The 20,853-nt window shown below is 37.9% G+C and carries 20 protein-coding genes; 10 read left to right on the top strand and 10 right to left on the bottom strand.

Annotated elements, in window-relative coordinates; translation table 11 throughout:
• From FNW07_RS10140 to FNW07_RS10150, 3 genes are all read left to right on the top strand, one after another.
• On the top strand, positions 1 to 776 hold a 776-nt coding region (locus FNW07_RS10140), incomplete at its 5' end, for a T9SS type B sorting domain-containing protein (protein ID WP_144265625.1).
• A 6-nt stretch (positions 777 to 782) separates the two neighbouring features.
• On the top strand, positions 783 to 1,781 hold the full coding sequence (locus tag FNW07_RS10145) for a type IX secretion system membrane protein PorP/SprF (RefSeq protein ID WP_126745128.1): 999 nt from the start codon (positions 783 to 785) through the stop codon (positions 1,779 to 1,781).
• A gap of 57 nt (positions 1,782 to 1,838) precedes the next feature.
• Positions 1,839 to 2,354, top strand: coding sequence for a gamma carbonic anhydrase family protein (locus FNW07_RS10150; protein ID WP_126745129.1), 516 nt, complete (start codon positions 1,839 to 1,841; stop codon positions 2,352 to 2,354).
• Between the two features lie 96 nt (positions 2,355 to 2,450).
• Here FNW07_RS10150 and murI read toward each other — a convergent pair whose 3' ends face one another.
• The 8 genes from murI to FNW07_RS10190 all read right to left on the bottom strand — a co-directional run bounded on the left by murI (position 2,451) and on the right by FNW07_RS10190 (position 10,688).
• On the bottom strand, positions 2,451 to 3,227 hold the full coding sequence (gene murI, locus FNW07_RS10155; RefSeq protein WP_126745130.1) for a glutamate racemase: 777 nt from the start codon (positions 3,225 to 3,227) through the stop codon (positions 2,451 to 2,453).
• A 71-nt stretch (positions 3,228 to 3,298) separates the two neighbouring features.
• Complete coding sequence (locus tag FNW07_RS10160) at positions 3,299 to 3,799, bottom strand: OmpH family outer membrane protein (RefSeq protein WP_126745151.1); 501 nt, start codon at positions 3,797 to 3,799, stop codon at positions 3,299 to 3,301.
• A 47-nt stretch (positions 3,800 to 3,846) separates the two neighbouring features.
• Positions 3,847 to 4,791 carry an OmpH family outer membrane protein gene (locus FNW07_RS10165; RefSeq protein ID WP_126745131.1) on the bottom strand — a complete coding sequence of 315 codons (945 nt, stop codon included), beginning with the start codon at positions 4,789 to 4,791 and terminating at the stop codon, positions 3,847 to 3,849.
• Between the two features lie 40 nt (positions 4,792 to 4,831).
• Positions 4,832 to 7,606 carry an outer membrane protein assembly factor gene (locus FNW07_RS10170; protein WP_126745132.1) on the bottom strand — a complete coding sequence of 925 codons (2,775 nt, stop codon included), beginning with the start codon at positions 7,604 to 7,606 and terminating at the stop codon, positions 4,832 to 4,834.
• Positions 7,539 to 8,279, bottom strand: a complete 741-nt coding sequence (locus FNW07_RS10175; RefSeq protein ID WP_126745133.1) for an isoprenyl transferase — start codon at positions 8,277 to 8,279, stop codon at positions 7,539 to 7,541. The genes FNW07_RS10170 and FNW07_RS10175 overlap by 68 nt, the downstream gene beginning before the upstream one ends.
• A 2-nt stretch (positions 8,280 to 8,281) precedes the next feature.
• A complete protein-coding gene (locus FNW07_RS10180) occupies positions 8,282 to 8,965 on the bottom strand; it encodes a DUF6089 family protein (RefSeq protein ID WP_126745134.1) in 684 nt (227 codons plus the stop codon).
• 175 nt (positions 8,966 to 9,140) lie between these two features.
• Positions 9,141 to 10,025, bottom strand: a complete 885-nt coding sequence (locus FNW07_RS10185) for an NAD kinase (protein WP_126745135.1) — start codon at positions 10,023 to 10,025, stop codon at positions 9,141 to 9,143.
• A 3-nt stretch (positions 10,026 to 10,028) separates the two neighbouring features.
• Positions 10,029 to 10,688 (bottom strand): CBS domain-containing protein, encoded by a 660-nt coding sequence (locus FNW07_RS10190; protein WP_126745152.1) that lies wholly within the window; start codon positions 10,686 to 10,688, stop codon positions 10,029 to 10,031.
• A gap of 113 nt (positions 10,689 to 10,801) precedes the next feature.
• On the opposite strand from FNW07_RS10190, the gene FNW07_RS10195 reads away from it, so the two are divergent.
• The 6 genes from FNW07_RS10195 to clpX all read left to right on the top strand — a co-directional run bounded on the left by FNW07_RS10195 (position 10,802) and on the right by clpX (position 16,389).
• Complete coding sequence (locus FNW07_RS10195) at positions 10,802 to 11,515, top strand: pyridoxine 5'-phosphate synthase (protein WP_126745136.1); 714 nt, start codon at positions 10,802 to 10,804, stop codon at positions 11,513 to 11,515.
• A 194-nt stretch (positions 11,516 to 11,709) separates the two neighbouring features.
• Entirely contained in the window at positions 11,710 to 12,474 is a 765-nt protein-coding gene (locus tag FNW07_RS10200; protein ID WP_126745137.1) for an alpha/beta fold hydrolase, read from the top strand.
• A gap of 59 nt (positions 12,475 to 12,533) precedes the next feature.
• Positions 12,534 to 12,878 carry a phage holin family protein gene (locus FNW07_RS10205; protein WP_126745138.1) on the top strand — a complete coding sequence of 115 codons (345 nt, stop codon included), beginning with the start codon at positions 12,534 to 12,536 and terminating at the stop codon, positions 12,876 to 12,878.
• Between the two features lie 108 nt (positions 12,879 to 12,986).
• Positions 12,987 to 14,312, top strand: coding sequence for a trigger factor (locus FNW07_RS10210; protein ID WP_126745139.1), 1,326 nt, complete (start codon positions 12,987 to 12,989; stop codon positions 14,310 to 14,312).
• A gap of 82 nt (positions 14,313 to 14,394) precedes the next feature.
• A complete protein-coding gene (gene clpP / locus FNW07_RS10215; RefSeq protein WP_126745140.1) occupies positions 14,395 to 15,069 on the top strand; it encodes an ATP-dependent Clp endopeptidase proteolytic subunit ClpP in 675 nt (224 codons plus the stop codon).
• Positions 15,070 to 15,153: 84 nt separating this feature from the next.
• Positions 15,154 to 16,389, top strand: coding sequence for an ATP-dependent Clp protease ATP-binding subunit ClpX (gene clpX, locus FNW07_RS10220; protein ID WP_126745141.1), 1,236 nt, complete (start codon positions 15,154 to 15,156; stop codon positions 16,387 to 16,389).
• A gap of 66 nt (positions 16,390 to 16,455) precedes the next feature.
• Here clpX and FNW07_RS10225 read toward each other — a convergent pair whose 3' ends face one another.
• Both FNW07_RS10225 and FNW07_RS10230 read right to left on the bottom strand, forming a co-directional pair.
• The gene (locus FNW07_RS10225) at positions 16,456 to 18,039 is read right to left on the bottom strand and encodes an OmpA family protein (RefSeq protein WP_126745142.1); all 1,584 of its coding nucleotides are present in this window, start codon (positions 18,037 to 18,039) and stop codon (positions 16,456 to 16,458) included.
• A 386-nt stretch (positions 18,040 to 18,425) separates the two neighbouring features.
• Positions 18,426 to 19,946: a GH3 auxin-responsive promoter family protein gene (locus FNW07_RS10230; RefSeq protein ID WP_126745143.1), complete on the bottom strand. Its 1,521-nt coding sequence runs from the start codon at positions 19,944 to 19,946 to the stop codon at positions 18,426 to 18,428.
• A gap of 84 nt (positions 19,947 to 20,030) precedes the next feature.
• Here FNW07_RS10230 and FNW07_RS10235 point away from each other — a divergent pair, with 84 nt between their 5' ends.
• The gene (locus FNW07_RS10235; protein ID WP_126745144.1) at positions 20,031 to 20,825 is read left to right on the top strand and encodes a DUF2797 domain-containing protein; all 795 of its coding nucleotides are present in this window, start codon (positions 20,031 to 20,033) and stop codon (positions 20,823 to 20,825) included.
• The last annotated feature ends 28 nt before the right edge of the window (positions 20,826 to 20,853 follow it).

The raw sequence follows: 20,853 nt of genomic DNA on the forward strand, positions 1-20,853 counted from the left end.
ATATTGAGTCCTCCACAGGAAATAATACGATTTGTGTGCAGTGGGGTAGTGATGTTTTGTTAAGCGGACTTACCCTGGATAGTGGTGTTGCCAATCCATCAGATTATACTTTCCAATGGTTTTTAAATGGAAATCTAGTGGGTACAGGCAGTACATATTCAATTACAGCCACCACACCGATGCCTTGGGAAGGAGACTACACGGTAGTGGCTACCAGTACCAGTGCTTTAGGATGCGTATCGCTACCATCTGATCCCTTCCAGGTAGTTCAGGCAGGACCGCCTGTGGCACAGGATCCACCCTATGAGATAAACAATTTCTTTTCGGATAACCAGATTGTCACTATTCTGGTGAATGGATATGGTTACTACCATTATTCAATGGACAATGGACCGAGATTGGACAATGGAGGGGTGTTTGAAAATGTAGGCATTGGCAATCATACTGTAATGGTATACGATGTTGAGGGAGATTGCGGACCGCCGATTTCAATAGATGTTGTGACCGTTAATTATCCGACGTTTTTTACCCCTAACGGGGATGGAATTCATGACACTTGGAATATTATTGGATTTAAACCGGAAAATAACGCAAAAATTTATATATTTGACCGCTACGGAAAACTCCTTAAACAGCTCAGTCCGATTAATTCAACTGGCTGGGACGGTACTTTTAACGGGCAGCCCCTATTTTCAACAGATTACTGGTTTACAGTAGATTATACTGAAAAAGGTGCCAATAAAGTATTTAAAGCGCATTTTTCATTAAAAAGATAAACACCAATGAATTTTAAGAAGAGGTATATAGTATTACTATGGTTTATATCACAAGTGTCTTTTTCGCAAGAAGGCGTTGCAGTATATTCAGATTATTTATCTGATAACTATTATTTAATTCATCCCTCCATGGCCGGCGCAGCAAATTGCGCGAAAATCAGACTTACGGCACGTAAGCAATGGTTTGGTCAGGAAGATGCGCCTCAAATGCAGACAGTGAGTTTTAATGGAAGTATCGGTGAAAAATCTGGAGCGGGTATTATTATTTTTAATGATAAAAATGGTTATCATTCTCAAAAAGGAGTGAAGTTTACTTATGCGCATCATATTATGTTCTCGCGAGATAACATTGATTTGAATCAATTGTCATTCGGTATCAGCGCGGCTTTAATTCAAAGCTCCTTAGATGAAACCGAATTTAGAAATTCGCCGGGTTTTGACCCGAATGTAGCAGGAACAATTGTTCAAAAAGATTCCTATTATAATTTTGATATTGGTGCGTCGTATAACTATTTGGATTTTTATGCACACTTAACTGTTAAAAATGCGGTTGAGACCAGAAGAGAAATATACAGCGAATATGAGAGTGACAATCTTAGAAAAATCATCGTTAGTGCCGGTTACATCTTTGGCGACAAAGAAAATATTTTATGGGAACCTTCTTTAATGTTTCAGACAGTGGGTCAAACTAAGGAGAGGTCAATTGATTTGAACTTAAAAGCCTACAAGACATTAGATTTTGGAAAACTATGGGGTGGCATATCTTACAGAAGAAGTATTGAAGGAGCAGAATATCAGAATGGAAATACTATTGTAAATCAAAAATTGCAATACATTACACCAATTGTTGGCGTAAATTATAATAATTTCATGTTTTCTTATACTTATTCACTTGTATCAGGTGCTGTAAGATTTGATAATGGGGGCTACCACCAAATTACATTAGGAATGAACCTTTTCTGCAAAAGAGAAAAATACGAATGTAATTGTCCGGCAATTAATTAATTTTAACGTTAATATTAATTCAGTCCCGATTTTTATCGGGACTATTTTTTTTAGACTATGTTGATAAAATCTGTAAATGGAAAAAGCCCTGTGATTCCACAGGATTGTTATGTTGCTGAAAATGCAACTATAGTGGGTGATGTAACATTTGGAACATCCTGTAGTGTATGGTTCAATGCAGTCATTCGTGGTGACGTTCACTTTATTAAAATAGGAAATAAAGTCAACATCCAGGATGGTGCTGTTATTCACTGTACGTACCAAAAGCATCCCACTGTTATTGGTAATAATGTTTCTATTGGGCATAATGCAATTGTTCACGGGTGTACTATAAATGATAATGTTTTGATCGGAATGGGATCCATTGTAATGGACAACTGTGTCATTGGCAGCAACTCTATTATCGCTGCCGGTGCTGTTATCACGCAAAATACGGTAGTGGAATCCGGAACGATCTGGGCCGGTGTTCCTGCGAAGAAAGTCAAAGATATTGATCAGTCGGATTTTTCCGGGGAAATTGAACGTATTTCCAATAATTATGTAATGTACTCGAGTTGGTTTAAGGAAGGGTAGTCCTCGGACAGGGATTGCTCCGCCAGTTTGCTTTGCTCGTGTAGCGGCATCCCGCGCTTTAGCTCGGATACACCTAATAGCCCGGCCATCCGCATGCTAAAAATATTTTTCTGTCACCGAAAATTTGTGTTCCAGTATGTCCGACAATACCTTTGGATTTCCATTGGTGTAGAAAACATGGGTACTGCTTGTTGCGGTATTGAATCCTATTTTCTCTTTTAGGATGTTTTGGGTCTGTCTTGCAACTGCTTCGCCTGAATCGATAATCTGAATATGTTCGGGCAGTATTTTTTTGATTTTTGGAATCAGATAAGGATAATGACTGCAGCCTAATACCAGGTAATCGATATTGGCTTCAATCATCGGAGTGATATAGGCTGTCAATAGCTGATCCGTTTCAGGGGAATCAATATCACCGTTTTCAATCAATTCTACCAGTCCGTGACCGATTTGCTCGATGATTTTGGTGTTTTGATACATCTCGACCGTCTTGCTGAAAAGCGCACTATTAATGGTGCCTTTAGTGGCCAAAATGCCAATTGTCTGGGTCTTCGAATTATTGGCGGCCGGCTTGATTGCCGGTTCAATTCCAATGAACGGTACATCGTACTTAGCTCTTAACTCTTTAATTGCGTTTGTTGTGGCGGTGTTACAGGCGACAACAATTATTTTGCAACCCATTTCTAAAAGCAGTTCGGTGTTCTTTTTGCTGAGTGCAATGATTTCCTCTTTAGATTTTTTCCCGTAAGGTGCATTACTGCTGTCCGCCAAATAAATGGTATTTTCGCCAGGCAGCAATTGATAAATCGCTTTCCAGATGGAGGTGCCGCCAATTCCGGAGTCGAAGAGACCTATGGGGTTGTTGTTATTCATAAAAACAAATGTAAAAAAAAACTGCTCAAAATGTTCGAGCAGTTTTTAAATATTTTTTTAAAGGAAGATTTTTAGAAACCTAAGTCTTTCTTCACATCAACAGTGATTTCCGGTCCGTCAGCCAATAAAAGACCTTCAGAATTCAAAACATACTGATATCCTTTTGCTTTACCTACTTTTTGGATCGATGCTTTGATTTTTTCGTAGATTGGTTTGGTGATATCCTGTTCTTTTTGTTGCAATTCTTTTTGAGCATTGTCTCTGTAGTCAACAATCCTTTTTTGCATTTCCTGCACTTCTTTTGAACGGTCCTCGTTTACTTTGTCACCAACAGTAGCGGCTTCCGATTCGTATTTTTTAAGTTTGTTCTGGTATTCCTCAACCATTGTTTTGTATTCGGTATCATAAGTAGCGCTCAATTTTTCCAATTGTTTTTGAGCATCTAACATAGCTGGCATTTTTGCCATAATTTCGCTAACATTAACGTGTGCTGTTTTAGATTGCGCATTTGCAAGTTGGTTAGCGCCAAAGAAGAAAACTGTGGCTATTAGTAAAGTTTTCAATTGTTTCATCATTTTAAAAGTATTAATTAATTTATTGGTTTCTATTCGGTTTTATTCTATTTCAATTTGTCTGCTTTTGCTTTTTTTGCAGCTTCACGATCTTCTAAAATCTTTTTTCTTCTTTCTTCAAGGACTTTTTTACGATCTTCCAAAGTTTTTGCCTTGGCATCGGCCGCTTTTTGCTTAGCGTCTGGAACTGTAGTGACAGTACTATCGGCTGGTTTATTGTTATTAGCAGGAACCGTGCCATTTTTTTTGGCAGCCTTGTCAGCTAATACTTGTTTTCTCTTTTCTTCCGCTGCCTTTTTCTTTTCATCGGCTGCCGCTTTTCGGTCGGTCATCATTTTTTCGCGTGCAGCTTTTCTTTCGTCCAATGCTTTTTGTCTTTCTGCCAAGGCAGGATTGTCGGATTCAAGATTTTCTTTATATTCTTTAGCTTCCTCTAATTTCAGCTGTTTTTTGGTCATCTGTTCCCTTTTCTGAGCCCGGGTGATTACACGAACTACACGGTCGCTGATATCAAATCTTTTGGCAGCGAATAACATGGTCAAATCGGAGGATTTGTCAAAGATAAAATCATATTTCTGAGCTTCAGAGATATCCTGAACAGCGGTGAAAACCTGATCTTGAATTGGTTTTACCAGAACAGCTTTCTGAATGATTAAATCCCCGTTAGGGCCGAACCTTTTTTGTTGGTAATCATATAATTCGGTCTCCAGAAATTTTATTTCTTCTTGTCTTTCGGCAATCAGCTCCTTTGTTAACAGGATTTCTTCTGTTTTTAAGGCGTCCTTAAGTTTTACAATATCATTTTTCTTTACTTCGATTTCCTGCTTCCACTTTTGGGCTTTTTGTTCTAATTGATTTTTAGCCTCGGTATAATCCGGAACGTTCTGCAAAATATATTCCATATCAATATAGCCAATCTTAACCCCTTTGGTTTGTGCCTGAGTGGTTAATGAGACCGCTGTAATCATCAATAATAAAAAATGTTTCCTCATAACGTAAAAATTATATTAGAAAATATTGTCTCTGCTTTTATTAAAATTGCTGTCCGATAATGAAATGGGTTTCCCATCCATTAGGTTTTGTTTCCCCTGGAAGTGCATCAAAACCGTGAGCAAAATCAATACCCAATAATCCGAATGCAGGCATAAATACTCTAAGTCCAAATCCAGCCGAACGTTGCAGTACGAATGGGTTGTAATCCTTAAAGTTGTCATAGGCAGCTCCTCCTTCAATAAAGGTCAGCGCATAGATGGAAGCTGACGATTTCATGGTTATTGGATAACGCAATTCTAATGAGAACTTATTGTATATAGTTGCTCCATTTTGAGCCCCTTTATCAGGTCCGCTCGGAACAATTGGCGTTAATGATTGGTTAGGATATCCTCTTAACCCGATAACTTCGCGTCCATCCAATGCAAAATTCGCCAATCCGTCACCACCGAGATAGAAACGCTCAAACGGAACGAGTCCTCTGTCCTGATTATAAGCACCTAAGAATCCGAATTCGCCCAAAGAACGAAGTACTAATTTACCATAAATTTTGGTATACCAGTCGGCTTTGAACTTAATTTTGTAATATTCCAACCAATTAAACTTTTTCTGATCGACTTTGGCGGGATCCGCACTAGCTTCGCTATACGTGGCAACTGCGGTGTAATTTAGCAATTTTCCGTCGTCGTTATAATTTGCAACTAAATATTCTCCGTTTTGTACTATAGTTCCGCCAGGTCCTGTTGCGGAGGAAAGTGGCTCGGTACCTGTATAGGTCTTTTTGTACGCTTCCTGATTTTCTAAATCGCCATAATCGATTCCATTCATCAAGGAGTAAGGAGGTGTGAATTTTGCTGAAACAGTGAATTCAGAACCATATGTTGGGAATATCGGATTGAATCCTTTATTACTTCTTGTTAATCCAACCGTATAAGCAAAGTTTCTTGATGCTCCGTCTCCAAATTTAAACAATCCGGTGTTGTAATTATTTAAATCATAATACTGGAAGCTGACTGAGTTTGAAAACACGAAAGAATCATCCGGTTTTGCCAATCTTTTTGCCAATCCTACCGATACCGACAGGATATTAAAGCTTTTGCTTTTATCGACACTTCTAGTTTGATAATTGTTCAGGAATTGCTTGCTATAGGAGAAAGAGGTACTGAATTGTACCGGTTTCTTGCCTCCAAGCCATGGTTCTGTAAACGACATGCTATAGGTCTGGAAATAAGAACTTCCCTGTAAACGCAAAGCTACTTTTTGTCCGTCTCCCATCGGAAGAGGTCTGTAAGCTTCTTTCTTGAAAATGTTACGCATCGAGAAGTTGTTGAAAGACAATCCTAAGGTTCCAATGAAACCTCCGCCGCCATAACCTCCCTGAAGTTCGATTTGGCTGGATCCTTTTTCTACTAAGTTGTATTCGATATCTACAGTTCCGGCCTGCGCATCTACATTTTTGAATTTTGGATCAATTGCTTCCGCATCAAAAAATCCTAACTGTCCAATTTCGCGAATGGTTCGTACCAAGTCTTCCTTACTGTATTTCTGTCCAGGTCTTGTTTTTAGTTCGCGGTAAATAACTTCATCATTTGTTTTATCATTCCCCACGACGGTAATTTTGTTGAAATAGGCAATAGGGCCTTCAGTAATCCTGATTTCAAAATCAATCGTGTCGTTTGCAGTTTTTACTTCGACCGCATTGATGTTTGAAAATAAATATCCGTTGTTTTGGTAAATATTAGTAATGTCATCCCCGTCAGGCTTGGTCTTATCGGCAATTCTTTTCTGCAAAAGCACTCCGTTATATACATCCCCTTTTTTGATTCCTAATTTGCGGGCAAGAGTTTGATCCGAGTAGACTGTGTTCCCCAAAAATTTAATATCCCCGAAGTAATATTTGTTTCCTTCTTCGATATTTATTTTAATGGCCAGTTTATTTTTTTCGTTGTTGAAAGTAACACTGTCTGAAACAATCCGGGCATCACGGTAACCTTTCTCTTTATATTTATCAATGATTTTTACCAAATCCTCTTTGTATTTGTCCTTGATAAATTTAGAGGCTTTCCAAAAACGAAAGAGGTTCTGCTGCTTGGTACTCGACATGGTTCGACGGAGCTTAGCATCTGTAAATTTCCCGTTGCCAACAAAGTCAATTTTACTGATTTTGATTTTATTGCCTTTGTCCACGGCTACCAGCATTTTTACTTCATTTCCATTGATGGTATCCGGCATCGTACGGATGTTTACTTTGGCATTGTAGTAACCGTCCTTGCGGTATTTATTTTCTATATAATTTTTGGTGGTGGTAATCAGATTTTCATTGACAACTTTTCCTTTGGTCAGGCCATTATCTTTAATGAACGTTTCTTTTTTACTTTTTTTGATTCCGGTAAATTTCACCTCGCCCAATTTTGGCAATTCAATAATATTCAGTTCCAGCCAGATGCTATCGCCGTCTATTTTATTGACATAAAAATCAATTTCACTGAAAAGTCCCAGTTTGCCCAATTTCTTGATGGCATTGCTGATTTCTTCTCCCGGAACAGTAATGGATTGTCCTTTTTCAAGGCCGGCAAAGGTGACTACGGTTTGTTTGTTGAAACTTATTTTGCCTGTAACATCTACATCGGCTAAAATATATTTTGTCCCTTGGTCAAAAGGAACTCTTTCTTGGGCGTTTATTTGAGAAATACTTCCAAAAACGAATAAGGCGAGGAAGATTTTTAAGGCTTTATTTAACACTAAAAAATTATTTAATTTGTTCACTTGTTTTTCCAAATCTGCGTTCTCTTTTTTGATAGCTAATGATTGCCTCATATAAATCTTCTTCTTTAAAGTCTGGCCATAAAACCTCGGTAAAATACAGTTCTGCATAGGCTATTTGCCATAATAGAAAGTTGCTGATCCGGTGTTCTCCGCTGGTTCTGATTAATAAATCTACCTCTGGTAAATTTTGCGTGTAAAGATGCTGATTAATAATTGATTCGTCAATACTGTCTATTGAAATTATATTATTTTTAACTTTATCACTAATGTTCTTCACGGCATTCACGATTTCCTCCCGTGAACCGTAGCTTAACGCCAAAGTCAGCACCATTCTGGTATTGCTTTTTGTTTTAGTGATTACTTCCTGAAGTTCTTTTTGAGCGGATTTCGGCAACAAATCCAGATTACCGATCGAGTTCAATTGGATGTTGTTATCCTGAAGGGTTTTGAGTTCGTTTTTTAAAGAACTGATTAACAGTTTCATGAGGATGTCGACCTCTAATTTTGGCCTGTTCCAATTTTCTGTAGAAAAGGCGTATAAAGTCAGATTCTCAATGCCAAGCCTGGCACAAGTTTCTACTGTGGTCCTGACGGATTTAGTTCCGCTTTCGTGACCAAAGGCCCGTAACAACCCTTTTTGTTTCGCCCAACGCCCATTGCCGTCCATAATGATGGCGAGGTGTTTGGGTAAATTATTCTTATTTATAGTATCTAGTAAACTCATTTTTATTCTACACAATAACACGGCTTGTTCCCAAAGGTATACATCAGTGTTATTCCGGTAAATACATACCAGTCATTATTATTAATATTCCCAAATTTCAAAGTTTCAAAATTCTCATTTTTAGGATTGTTGCCGTCAAGATTATCCGTAAACGTATATCTTGCACCAACTTCAACTCCTAAAATAAGATGCGGCATAATATTCGATTTTAATCCTACTGTCATCGGAATAGCTAGGGCTCCATGCGTATAATCCACTTTTGTTTCGCCTCCAACCACAAATAACTCGTCATAAGCAAAATAACTCACTCCGGAATATACATAGGGAGTAATTTTTCTTTTGATATCGTGCAAATTGAAATCAAAAAAATTGAATTCAAGCCCTAAAGATACTTCTTTTATGCTATTTTTAAAACTATAGCCTCTTTGATATCTTCCGGGTGTTTTGGCATCCTTGTCATTCGAAGCAATTTCCGATTGCATGTATGAAAATCTCCAGGCATGGCGTGGACTTCTGTTCCATTTGTATAAAATTCCGATAGCAGGTTCATTCGGTGCAATATAATCAGTTGGACCCACGTCGCCGATATAATTGCTTCCACCCAGAAATACTCCAACTTCGTGAATTTGTGCATTCATAGAAGTTAACCCGAAAAGGCAGAAATACAAAACGAAAATTCTATTCATTGGTTTGAAAATAGCGTGCAAATATAATAATTATGACTACTAATCCCGTATCAAATTAGTATTTCTGTTAAATTATATTTATTCGGGTTTTTAAAAATCTAAAATTAATTCACAATTGAATAAAATAGGAAACGGAGTTTATAGCGATTGTAGTATAAAGCAGTTTAAAAATACCTTAATTTCTTTTGTCTTCACCCCAGAGTAATTTGTTCCGAAGGGTTTTCAGAAAGGACTCTTCCGGTATTTCGACCATGTTTATTTTGAAAGGGGTTTTCTTGATGGTCAGTATCGATTCGTTTGGGATAGAAGCGATTCTTGAATCCAGTGACACCAAATAATGGTCTTCGCGTCCTGAAACTTTCAATTTTATTTCGGTTATATCGGGAATAACCAATGGTCTCGCATTTAAATTATGGGGCGCGATAGGGGTAATCACCAGGCTTTTTACATCGGGTGTCAAAACGGGTCCGCCGCAACTCATCGAATATCCCGTGGATCCCGTCGGTGTCGAAATAATCAATCCGTCTGCCCAATACGAATTCAGATATTCCCCGTTCAGCGATGTTTCGATCGTAATCATCGAGGCGGTATCTTTCCGGCTTACGGTGATTTCATTCATAGCAAAATTAATCTCCTGAATTTCGGCGTTTTTTGGGGAACAGCTTAAGCTTAATAATGTTCTTGGAGAAATGGTATATTTTTTATCGATGACAATCTGTAGGAAGCGTTCAATATTTTCTTTTTGGACGGTAGCCAAAAAACCTAGCCTTCCGGCATTTATACCTAAAATGGGAATTCCGGAATTCCGGACCAATGTTGCCGCTCTCAATATCGTACCGTCACCGCCAATACTGATCAGCATATCGAAACTTGAATTTAATTCAGTATGGGAAGTAAAAGTCTGGTATTCATTTTTTAGCAACCGTTTTTCAAGCAACATTTTCAGGAAGCCGCCTTCAATAACCAGTTCGATTTTGTTTTTGTTTAAAAAATCAAAAATGTCGTTAATGATTGGTTCGGTACCGTTTTGGTAATATTGGCCGTAAATCGCTACTTTCATAGATTACATATTTAAATATTTATCCAAATAATCCGATCGTTCTTTCAGACTATTCAAATAATTATCTTCCTGATGTTCCGAAATGATTTCATAACTGTATCTTCTGAAAGTCTGGATGATTTCGTTCATTCCGCCCAAAGCCATTTTTATTGTAACCTGAACGGTTTCAGCAGAAGTTTCCGAGATAAACAACCCCAATACTTTTCCGTTATTGCTTTCAATAATCTGAACAATCTGGCTCATCGAAAAGTCCACTATGTTTTTTTCGACGATAAGAATACCGCCTTGTTCTCTTAAGAATGGCGTGTCGTAGAAAAATTTAATGATATCCGTGATCTCGTAATACCCCACATATTTATTTTCATCATCCAGAACCGGGATCACATTGGTGTGGTTTTGCGCAAAAATTTCGATGACGTCAAGCCAGATCATATTCGTTCGGGCATAAAATCCCTCGAAGGCATACCGATAATGTTTGAGTTTTTTATCCGTCTCATACGTCTCAACATCGTTCGCCGCAATGCTTCCTATATAAATGTTTTCTTCCAATACAGGAAAATGCGAATATGGGGTTCTTGCAAAAAAATCCTGAACCGTCTCGATAGATTCCATACTATCAATCGCTTTAAAATCATTGTTTATATAATCGGTAATTTCTTGCATAAAAGTCTGTCGGTAATTGACTGCAAAATAATCAAAATTTCGCATAAAATAGCTTGTTTTACTTTGTATTTTTGTGGTAAAATTTGGGTAATCCCGTTTCAAAAAATTTTCACATGACAAAATTAAGTGTAAATATCAATAAAATTGCCACTTTGAGAAATGCCCGTGGCGGCAATGTTCCTGATTTATTGCAGGTTGCAAAAGACATCCAAAGATTCGGTGGCGAGGGGATTACCATTCATCCGCGCCCCGATGAGCGCCATATCCGCTATCAGGATGCCCGGAATCTGAAGTCAATTGTGACAACCGAATACAATATTGAAGGAAATCCCGACAGGAAATTCATTGATTTAGTACTGGAAGTAAGGCCGACGCAAGTAACCTTGGTACCCGATGCGGTGGACGCGATCACCTCTAATGCGGGTTGGAATACGGTTATACATAAGGACTTCCTGACAGAAATGGTCCAGGAATTTAAAAGAAACAACATTCGTACTTCCATATTTGTAGATCCAACGCTGGAAATGATTAATGGAGCTGCGGCAATTGGAGCCGAAAGAATCGAATTGTATACCGAAGCTTTTGCACACCAATATGGTTTGGGCAATAAAAATGGCGTCCAGCCTTATATCCACTCGGCCGTTTTGGCTAATGAATTGGGTCTTGGTATCAATGCGGGACACGATTTGAGTCTGGAGAACATCCAGTTTTTCCAACAGAGCATTCCCGGTTTATTGGAGGTTTCGATAGGACATGCGCTAATTTCGGAAGCCATTTACCTCGGACTGGAAAATGTGGTTAATATGTACCTGCAAAAATTAAAATAAAATAATTTGGGCGTGTTCGCCGCGGCGAACGGGCTGTACGTTGCAATCTTTTTTCGTTCCTCAAAAAGGATTTCCACTGCCATCCCTCACGCTAAAAAAGGTACCTGACAGCCACTGGCTGTCCTCCTTTTAATTTCACCCGAGCGATAGCGAACTGACGAAGTAAATCTCACGCAAATAAACAACGATATCAAATGTTATATTCAAAAATTGAAGGCCAGGGCCAGCCACTACTAATCCTGCACGGATTTCTCGGTATGTCGGATAATTGGAAAACTCTGGGAACGCAATATGCACAGGAATTTGAAGTTCACATGATTGATTTGCGGAACCACGGCCGGAGTTTTCATTCGGAGGCTTTTGATTATGAGGTGATGGTTCAGGATATTGTCGATTATTGCGAGACTCATAATTTCGAGTCTATTAATGTTCTCGGACATTCGATGGGTGGGAAAGTGGCGATGCTTTTTGCGACAACCTATCCGCAAAAAGTGAAAAAATTAATTGTCGCCGATATAGGCCCGAAATTTTACCCGCAGCATCATCAGTCCATTTTAGAAGGTTTGAATGCGGTGGATTTTTTACGGAAACCATCTCGTACCGAAGTTGAAGAAATATTGACTACACAAATTCCGGATTTCGGGACGCGGCAGTTTTTGATGAAAAGCCTGTATTGGAAAGACCCGGGTCAATTGGCATTCCGGTTTAATCTGGAAGTTTTTAACAAAACGATAGATCAAATTGGGACTGCTTTACCGCAAAACCATACATTCGAAAAACCCACATTGTTTTTGCGCGGTGGAAACTCCAATTATATTCTGGACAATGATTTGGATACTATTCTGCATCATTTTCCATTGGCTAAAATTGTTACCATCAACAATGCCGGGCATTGGCTTCATGCCGAAAATCCAAAAGATTTTTATCAGGCGACAATTTCTTTCCTGAAAGAGACGTAATTTTTTTTTCAGAGTGTCAAAAAAATAGTACATTTAATAAACTTTTCAAATTAAAACTTATGAATTTAATAATCAGAATATTTTTGACGGCAGTTCTGGTCATGCTTATCGCGCACTTTATGCCAGGAGTAACAGTCGCAAATTTTACCATTTCTATTTTTGTCGCGATTGTTTTGGGATTACTCAATCTTTTTATCAAACCAATTCTTGTGTTGTTTACCTTACCGGTGACTGTCCTGACTTTTGGATTGTTTCTGTTGGTAATTAATGCGGCCATGATTTTATTGTGCTCGGAGATTGTAGGAGGGTTTCGTGTAGACTCCTTTCTGACGGCGTTATTATTTAGTGTTATCCTATCCGTTTCGCAATCGATCTTATATAGTCTGATGGGTGGCGATAAATAAATGCAATAAGATAGCAATACGCTAAAATACAAACTGTAAAAACTTGGTTGGGTTGCAAAAATGTTCTAATTTTGCAACCCAATTTTATTATGTAAATTAAGAAAGAAAATGGATATTAAAAGAGTAGCAATAAACGCTGTTAACGAAGTAATTGAAATGACAGTGGTTCCAATGGATTACAAAGGCCAAGTGGCAAAAAGAATAAATGAAAAAATGCCTTTGGCAACAGTTAAAGGATTCAGAAAAGGTGCAGTGCCAAAAGATCTTGTTGAAAAACAATATGGTAAAGCAATCAAAACTGAGGAAGTAAATAAAGTGGTTGAGTTGGCTCTTAGCCGTTACATTCAATCGGAAAGACTGAACCTTCTAGGTACTCCGCTTCCGAAAGAAAACGAGAATTTTTCTTGGGATGATGAAGAATTGGTTTTTGAATATGAAATTGGTTTGGTTCCTGAATTCGAAATTGATCTGGATGCCAAAAACAATATCGTGAAATATGTGATTTCTGCTGATAATGAATTAATCGACGAGCAAATAACACGTATCCAGAAACAATTCGGAAAAGCAATCCCGCAGGAAGTGGTGGCTGCAGATCATGATGTAACCGGAACTTTCACTAATTTGACAAAAGGGATCAATACACCGGCTTCATTCTCTTTATCTATTTTTAAAGATAAAAAAACAGCTGATAAATTCATCGGTAAGAAAGTAGGTGATGTGGTTACGATCAATACTAAAGGTTTGTTTGAAGATGATCACCAATTGATGGATCTTTTGAAAGTAGGTCATGATGATGTTCATGGATTGGATATCGATGTCGATTTTACAATCGAAACTATCAATGCTACAGAAATGGCAGAATTGAACCAGGAATTGTTCGACAGATTGTTCGGTGCTGGAAATGTTGCTTCTTTGGAAGAATTAAAAGCAAAAATCAAAGAAGATGCTGAAAGCCAATTCGCACAACAAGCGGATCAAAAACTATTGAGTGATGTTACTGATTTTCTAATCGAAAACACAAAATTCGAATTGCCGTCTGAATTCCTAAAAAAGTGGCTTCAGACTGTTGGTGAAAAAAACCTAACTCCTGAAGAAGCTGAAATCGAATATGCACGTTCTGAAAAAGGATTGCGTTTCCAATTGATTGAAGGAAAAGCTTTGGCGCAAAGCAATATCCAAATCACTTTTGAAGATTTGAAAACATTCACCGCAAAAGCAATCCGTCAGCAAATGGCACAATTCGGACAAACAAATCCTACGGATGAGGAAGTACAGGGAATTGTAGCTAGAGTATTGGCTAATCAGGAAGAAGTGAAAAAACTTTCTGATCAGGTAGTAGCTGAAAAAATGCTAGACCTATTCAAAGAAAAAGCAAATGCAAAAACCAAAGAAGTTTCATACCAAGAGTTTATTAAAGCTTCTTACGGAGAATAAAATTGTAAAAAAATCAGTATATTTGAGCGTCAAACGAATCCGTTTGACGCTTTTTTCTGTTTAATAAAAAAGATAAAAATCTATGAACTACGGTAAAGAATTCAAAAAATTTGCTACAAAACACCACGGTGTGAACAGTATGTATTATGATAAAATCGTAAATACAATGACTCCAACAGGGATGACTCCATATATTATCGAAGAACGCCAATTAAATGTTTCCCAGTTGGACGTTTTCTCGCGATTGATGATGGACCGGATTATTTTCCTTGGAACAGGAATTGATGACCAGATTGCCAATATAGTTCAGGCGCAATTATTGTTTTTAGAAAGTGCGGATGCCTCCAAAGATATCCAGATTTACATCAATTCTCCTGGGGGAAGTGTGTATGCCGGATTGGGAATTTATGACACGATGCAGTACATCAAACCAGATGTAGCCACAATTTGTACCGGAATGGCGGCCTCGATGGGTGCTGTTTTATTGTGTGCCGGAGCGGTTGGAAAACGTTCTGCTCTGCCACATTCAAGAGTAATGATTCATCAGCCTTCAGGAGGTGCACAGGGAGTTACAACCGACATGGAAATCAACTTGCGTGAAATGCTGAAGCTGAAAGAGGAATTGTACCAAATCATTTCAAAACATTCGGGACAAACTTACGAAAAAGTACATTTGGACAGTGAGCGTGACTATTGGATGATTTCCGATGAGGCCAAAGCATATGGCATGATTGATGAAGTATTGAGAAGAAGTTAAATCAAATTTGATTTAAATATATAATTGAATAAAAATCGGATTTAGGAGAAGTAACTCTTTTCCTGAATCTGTAACTAAGAAAAGATGGCGAAAGAAGTATTAGAGTGTTCGTTTTGTGGTAGGAAAAAACCAGAAACCAATTTATTGATTGCTGGGATTAATGCGCATATTTGCGACAAATGTATTGAGCAGGCACACGGAATTGTAATTGAAGAATTAAAACAGAATAAAAAGCATGGCGCTTTGGTATCGGATTTGGTATTGAAAAAACCAAAAGAAATCAGAGCTTTCCTTGACAAATATGTTATCGGGCAGGACCAGACCAAAAAAGTAATGTCGGTAGCCGTATACAATCACTACAAACGATTGATGCAGCAGGAATTGGATGACGATGTGGAAATTGAGAAATCAAACATCATCATGGTCGGTCAAACCGGAACCGGGAAGACATTGGTAGCCAAAACCATCGCAAAGATGCTCGATGTTCCTTTGGCCATTGTAGACGCAACTGTTTTAACGGAAGCCGGATATGTTGGAGAGGATGTCGAAAGTATTCTGACGCGTTTGCTTCAGGCTGCCGATTATGATGTGGCAAAAGCTGAACGTGGTATCGTTTTCATTGATGAAATTGATAAAATCGCCCGAAAAGGTGATAACCCGTCGATTACCAGAGATGTTTCCGGTGAAGGAGTGCAGCAAGCCTTATTAAAATTATTGGAAGGAACTGTTGTGAATGTGCCGCCAAAAGGAGGAAGAAAGCATCCGGACCAGAAATTCGTAGAAGTAAACACCCAAAATATTTTATTTATTGCCGGTGGTGCTTTTGACGGAATCGAGCGTATCATTTCCAAAAGACTGAACCGTCAGGCCGTAGGATACAGCACTTCTAAAAATGCTGATAATGTAGATAAAGACAATCTGTTGCAATATATCATTCCAAAAGATATTAAAGATTTTGGGTTGATTCCTGAAATCATTGGACGTTTACCGGTATTGACACATATGGATCCTTTAGACAGAGAAACGTTAAGAGCGATTCTGACCGAGCCTAAAAATGCATTGATCAAACAATACCAAAAATTGTTTATGATGGATGAAGTAGAATTCACCATTACAGATGAAGCATTGAATTTTGTGGTAGATAAAGCATTAGAATACAAGTTAGGTGCCCGTGGTTTGCGTTCTTTATGTGAAGCGATATTAACCGATGCAATGTACGATTTGCCAAGTTCTGACGAAAAGATATTGACTATCGATCAGGATTACGCTAAACATGCGCTGACCAAAAATTTATTGAAGCGATTGGAAATTGCCTCTTAAATTAAATTTTATATAGAATAAAAAATCCTGCAATTGCAGGATTTTTTTATGAACTAATTTGAATTTTTATAAGATGATGAATTCGACTCTTCGGTCTGCATCTAATTCGGTTTTGGTACATTTTTCTTTGCAATTGGTGAGCGGTTGTGTTTCACCAAGTCCTTTTGCATTGACTCTGCTGGCATCGATACCGTTTTTAATCAGATACGAGCGCGTTTCCTGAGCTCTCTTTTCAGATAAGACTAAATTGTATTGATCGGAACCTTTATTGTCGGTATGGGCATTAATCATGATTTTCATCGTCGGATTTTCACTCAGCAGACTTACAATTTTGTTCAATGATAAGGTTGATTCTTTTTTAAGTGATGATTTGTCAAAGTCAAAATAAATTTTCTCAATCGAAATCATAGACTTGCCTGCTTTCTCGACGATAACTGGTTTATTTTGATTTAAAGCGATGTCTACACGCGAATTTCCATTGTTGGAAGTGATAACCGGTAATTCAAATTTTTCATATCCGTCTTTGTCGGCAACGATAGTATATTTTTCTGAAGGTTCGATTTCAAAATCATACACACCATTCTCTCCCACAGTTTGAGTGGAAACAACAGTTCCTTCGTTATCCAATAAACTGACTTTAGCATTAGGCAACGCAATTTTACTTACCGACTCATGCACAATTCCACTTAGTCTTTGCTCGATTACGGTAATTTCAAATTTGTAGATATCAAAAGAACCTAATGTGTTTACTCTGTTTGACGAAACAAACCCGTAGCTCTTGGAAGCCATAATGAAGGAAACTTCATCTGCTGCCGTATTGATAGTCTTACCTAAATTTAGGGGAGCTGAAAAACTGCTTTTTTTGATTTTGGATACAAATACATCCTGACCGCCAAAACCTGGATGTCCATTGGATGAAAAGTATAAAGTTTTTAAATTCTGTGTTACATAGGGATGCGTCTCATTATTGGAAGTATTAATGGCTGCACCTAAATTAACTGGATTGACAGGATATCCAAATTGGTCTAATTCGGCTGCATAAATATCAAAACCGCCAAAACCACCCGGCATATTGGACGAGAAATACATTGTTTTACCATCAGCTGTTACGATAGGGTCTTCAATAGAATAATTAGGACTGTTCAATGGGATCGGTTCTTCATTAATCCATTTGCATCTGCAAACCGGATCGAAATCAGATTTATACAACTGATAATTGCTGGCGTTCTCTTTTTCACTTTTGGTGTAATAAATCACGTTTTCATCCGGGGAAAAAGCCAGTCCGCCCTGATTTCCGTTGGAACGGATTAATCTGGAAAAAAATAATGGTTTGGAGAGGTTCCCGTATTTATCGATATTCAAACAATACAGATTGGTAAAAGGCTGTTGGGTCGCTTCATCTCTTCCGGCGCCAATTTCCCCTGTTTTTCTGGAAGAATACATGATGTATTTATTTTTGAAAAAAGTAGATCCTACTTCCGATAGTTTGGTGTTGATTGCAGTGTGAGATATGGTGAACTTCAAATTGCTTTCCAATACTTCAGATTCTATACTATTCAAATCGGAAAGATTTTCGGAACCGGTAAAGGAGTCTTGGGCAAAATTAGTAAGGCTTATAAAAAATAGTATAATGACGGCATAATTTTTCATGTAAACAAAAGTCAAAAAAAGGTTAAAATTTTTACGGCACGAATATATGGTATTGCCATTTTTTTTAATAATCTTTTAGACAAGTGGCAGTAATACTCGATGAAATGCACTTTTTATACAGATAAGCCAAAAATATAGTTTTAATTTTAAAAGAATTTACTCTAAAAAATGATATAAATTGTGACAATGAAAACAAAAAAGAGCCTTTTTGTTTGAAAAAGACTCTTTTGAATAATAGATTTAGATTTATGTAGTTCGGATTTTTTTATCTGTTTCTTTTTTGGAAACATCAACACATCGCTTGCCGGGGCCACATTTCATTCGGTGCGGGCCGCAGGAAACTAAAACAGTTAGCGCGAACGCCAGTAATAAGATTTTTTTTTTCATTATAGGTAAAGCTGTAATTTTTTCAGCTGTTCCAAATAATCTCTTTGATTGGAAAGTCGGGGAATCTTATGTTGTCCTCCTAATTTATCCTGATCTTTCAGCCAATCGTAAAATAGATTTGGTCTAGCCACGTTGATTACTAACGGATTAAGTGTCATATTATTGTATCGCTTCGCTTCATAATCAGAATTTAACGACTGTAACGTTTCATCCAATACTCTTTGGAATAATTGAATGTCGGCTGGATTCTGTTTAAATTCGATAATCCATTCATGTGCGCCCTTCTCTTTGTCTTTCATGAAAACCGGGGCGACAGTATAATCAACGACTTCGGTTTGCGTGATCTGACAGGCTTTGGCAATAGCCTGATCCGAGTTTTCGACCATCAGTTCTTCGCCAAAAACATTGATATGGTGTTTTGTTCTTCCCGTCACACGGATTTTGTAAGGACTCAATGAGGTGAAACGCACCGTATCGCCGATCATATATCGCCATAACCCGGAGTTGGTTGTAATAACGATGGCGTAATTTTTATTCAGGCTTACTTCCGATAAGGGTATCGCTTTTTCATTTACAGTTCCGAAAGTATCCATCGGGATGAATTCATAGAAAATTCCATAATCCAGCATTAATAATAGGTCATTGGAATAATTCAAATCCTGAATGGCAAAAAAGCCTTCCGACGCATTGTATATTTCGTAATATTTGAAATCTTTTTTTGGCAGTATTTTTTGGTATTGTTCGCGATAAGGATCAAAACTAACGCCGCCATGAAAATAAACCTCAAGGCTGGGCCAGACTTCCAGTAAATTTTGCCGTCCGGTTTTTTCGAGGACCTTGTTCATTAATACCAACATCCAGGATGGAACGCCGGCAAAACTGGTCACATTTTCGTTTGTTGTTTCATTGATGATGGCGGCAATCTTGGATTCCCATTCGCTCATCAGTGAGACTTTATTGCTGGGCGTACTGCTGTATTCCGCCCAAATTGGCATATTTTCAATCAGGATAGCAGATAAATCCCCGAAAAAAGTATTGTTATCTTCATAAATCTGTTTGCTTCCGCCCAAGCGCAGACTTTTGCCAGTAAATAATTCGGAGTTTTCATTATTGTTAAGATAGAGACACAGTAAATCTTTGCTGCCTTTATAATGACAATTCTCTAATGCTTCCGAGCTTACAGGGATAAATTTACTTTTGGCATTGGTGGTTCCGCTTGATTTGGCAAACCATTTTATGGGTGTATTCCAGATTACATTTTGTTCCCCTTTTCGTGTTAGTTCAATCAAAGGCTCAATATCTTCATAACTGGAAATAGGAATTCTCTCCGTAAATGTCCGATAGGTTTTTATCGAAGAAAAATCATTTTTTTTACCGATAACCGTATTTTCTGAAGAACGCAGTAAGTTCATCAGCAATTCTTCCTGCACCTCATTCGGGTATTTTATAAACAACTCAATCTGATGAATGCGTTGTTTTAAAACCCAGGAAGCAAAAGAGTTGATTATCGATAGTGGCATTTTTTATTGATGAATTTGTAATTATGATTAAAGTAATTGCAAACTTTGTAACTTTACAACTTTATCAAAAATAGCAAAAAAAAGATGCAATACGAAGGCGTACTTACAAAAATGCAAACCGAGTTTGAAAAGCCAATTCAATATTATTTGATTTTTGATAATAGTTTCCTGAATGTCAATCAATTATTGAATAAGGAAGTGGAGATTACATTCAAAGGCCATCAATGCCTGAATTGCAGCAAGAGGAAAAAAATCTATCGTCAGGGATTTTGTTACGACTGTTTTTACAGTAGTCCCGCTGTTGGCGATTGGATTATGAGACCGGAATTGAGTACGGCCCATCTCGGGATACAAGATCGGGATTTGGCCTATGAAGAAAGAGTACAGTTACAGCCTCATATTGTATATTTGGCTTTGTCCGGCGGTATGAAAGTTGGAGTAACCCGAAAAACTCAAGTGCCGACGCGTTGGATAGACCAAGGAGCAAGCGAAGCCATTGCCATTGTTGAAGTCCCCAACCGATATCTGGCGGGAATAACCGAAGTCGCACTTAAAAATTACTATGCAGATAAAACCAACTGGAAACGGATGCTACAGGAAATGGCAACTGTTGGTAATTTGATTGAAGAAAGACTGAAATTGGAAAACCTGATTCCGGAAGAGGTACGCGAATATTTCCATTTGGATAAAAATGATGTTTATACTATGGAATATATGGTAATCCAATATCCAAAAAAAATCAACAGCCTGAACTTGGATACCAAATCATATTTTAAAGGAAAACTGATGGGTGTCAAAGGACAATACCTGATTTTTGAAGACGGGACCGTTTTTAATGTCAGAAGCCATGAAGGGTATGTCGTAGAAATTAATGTATAAAAAAACACCTGCTACAATTGATTTGAAG

Source organism: Flavobacterium sp. GT3R68 (assembly GCF_007109225.1).
Lineage (GTDB): Bacteria > Bacteroidota > Bacteroidia > Flavobacteriales > Flavobacteriaceae > Flavobacterium.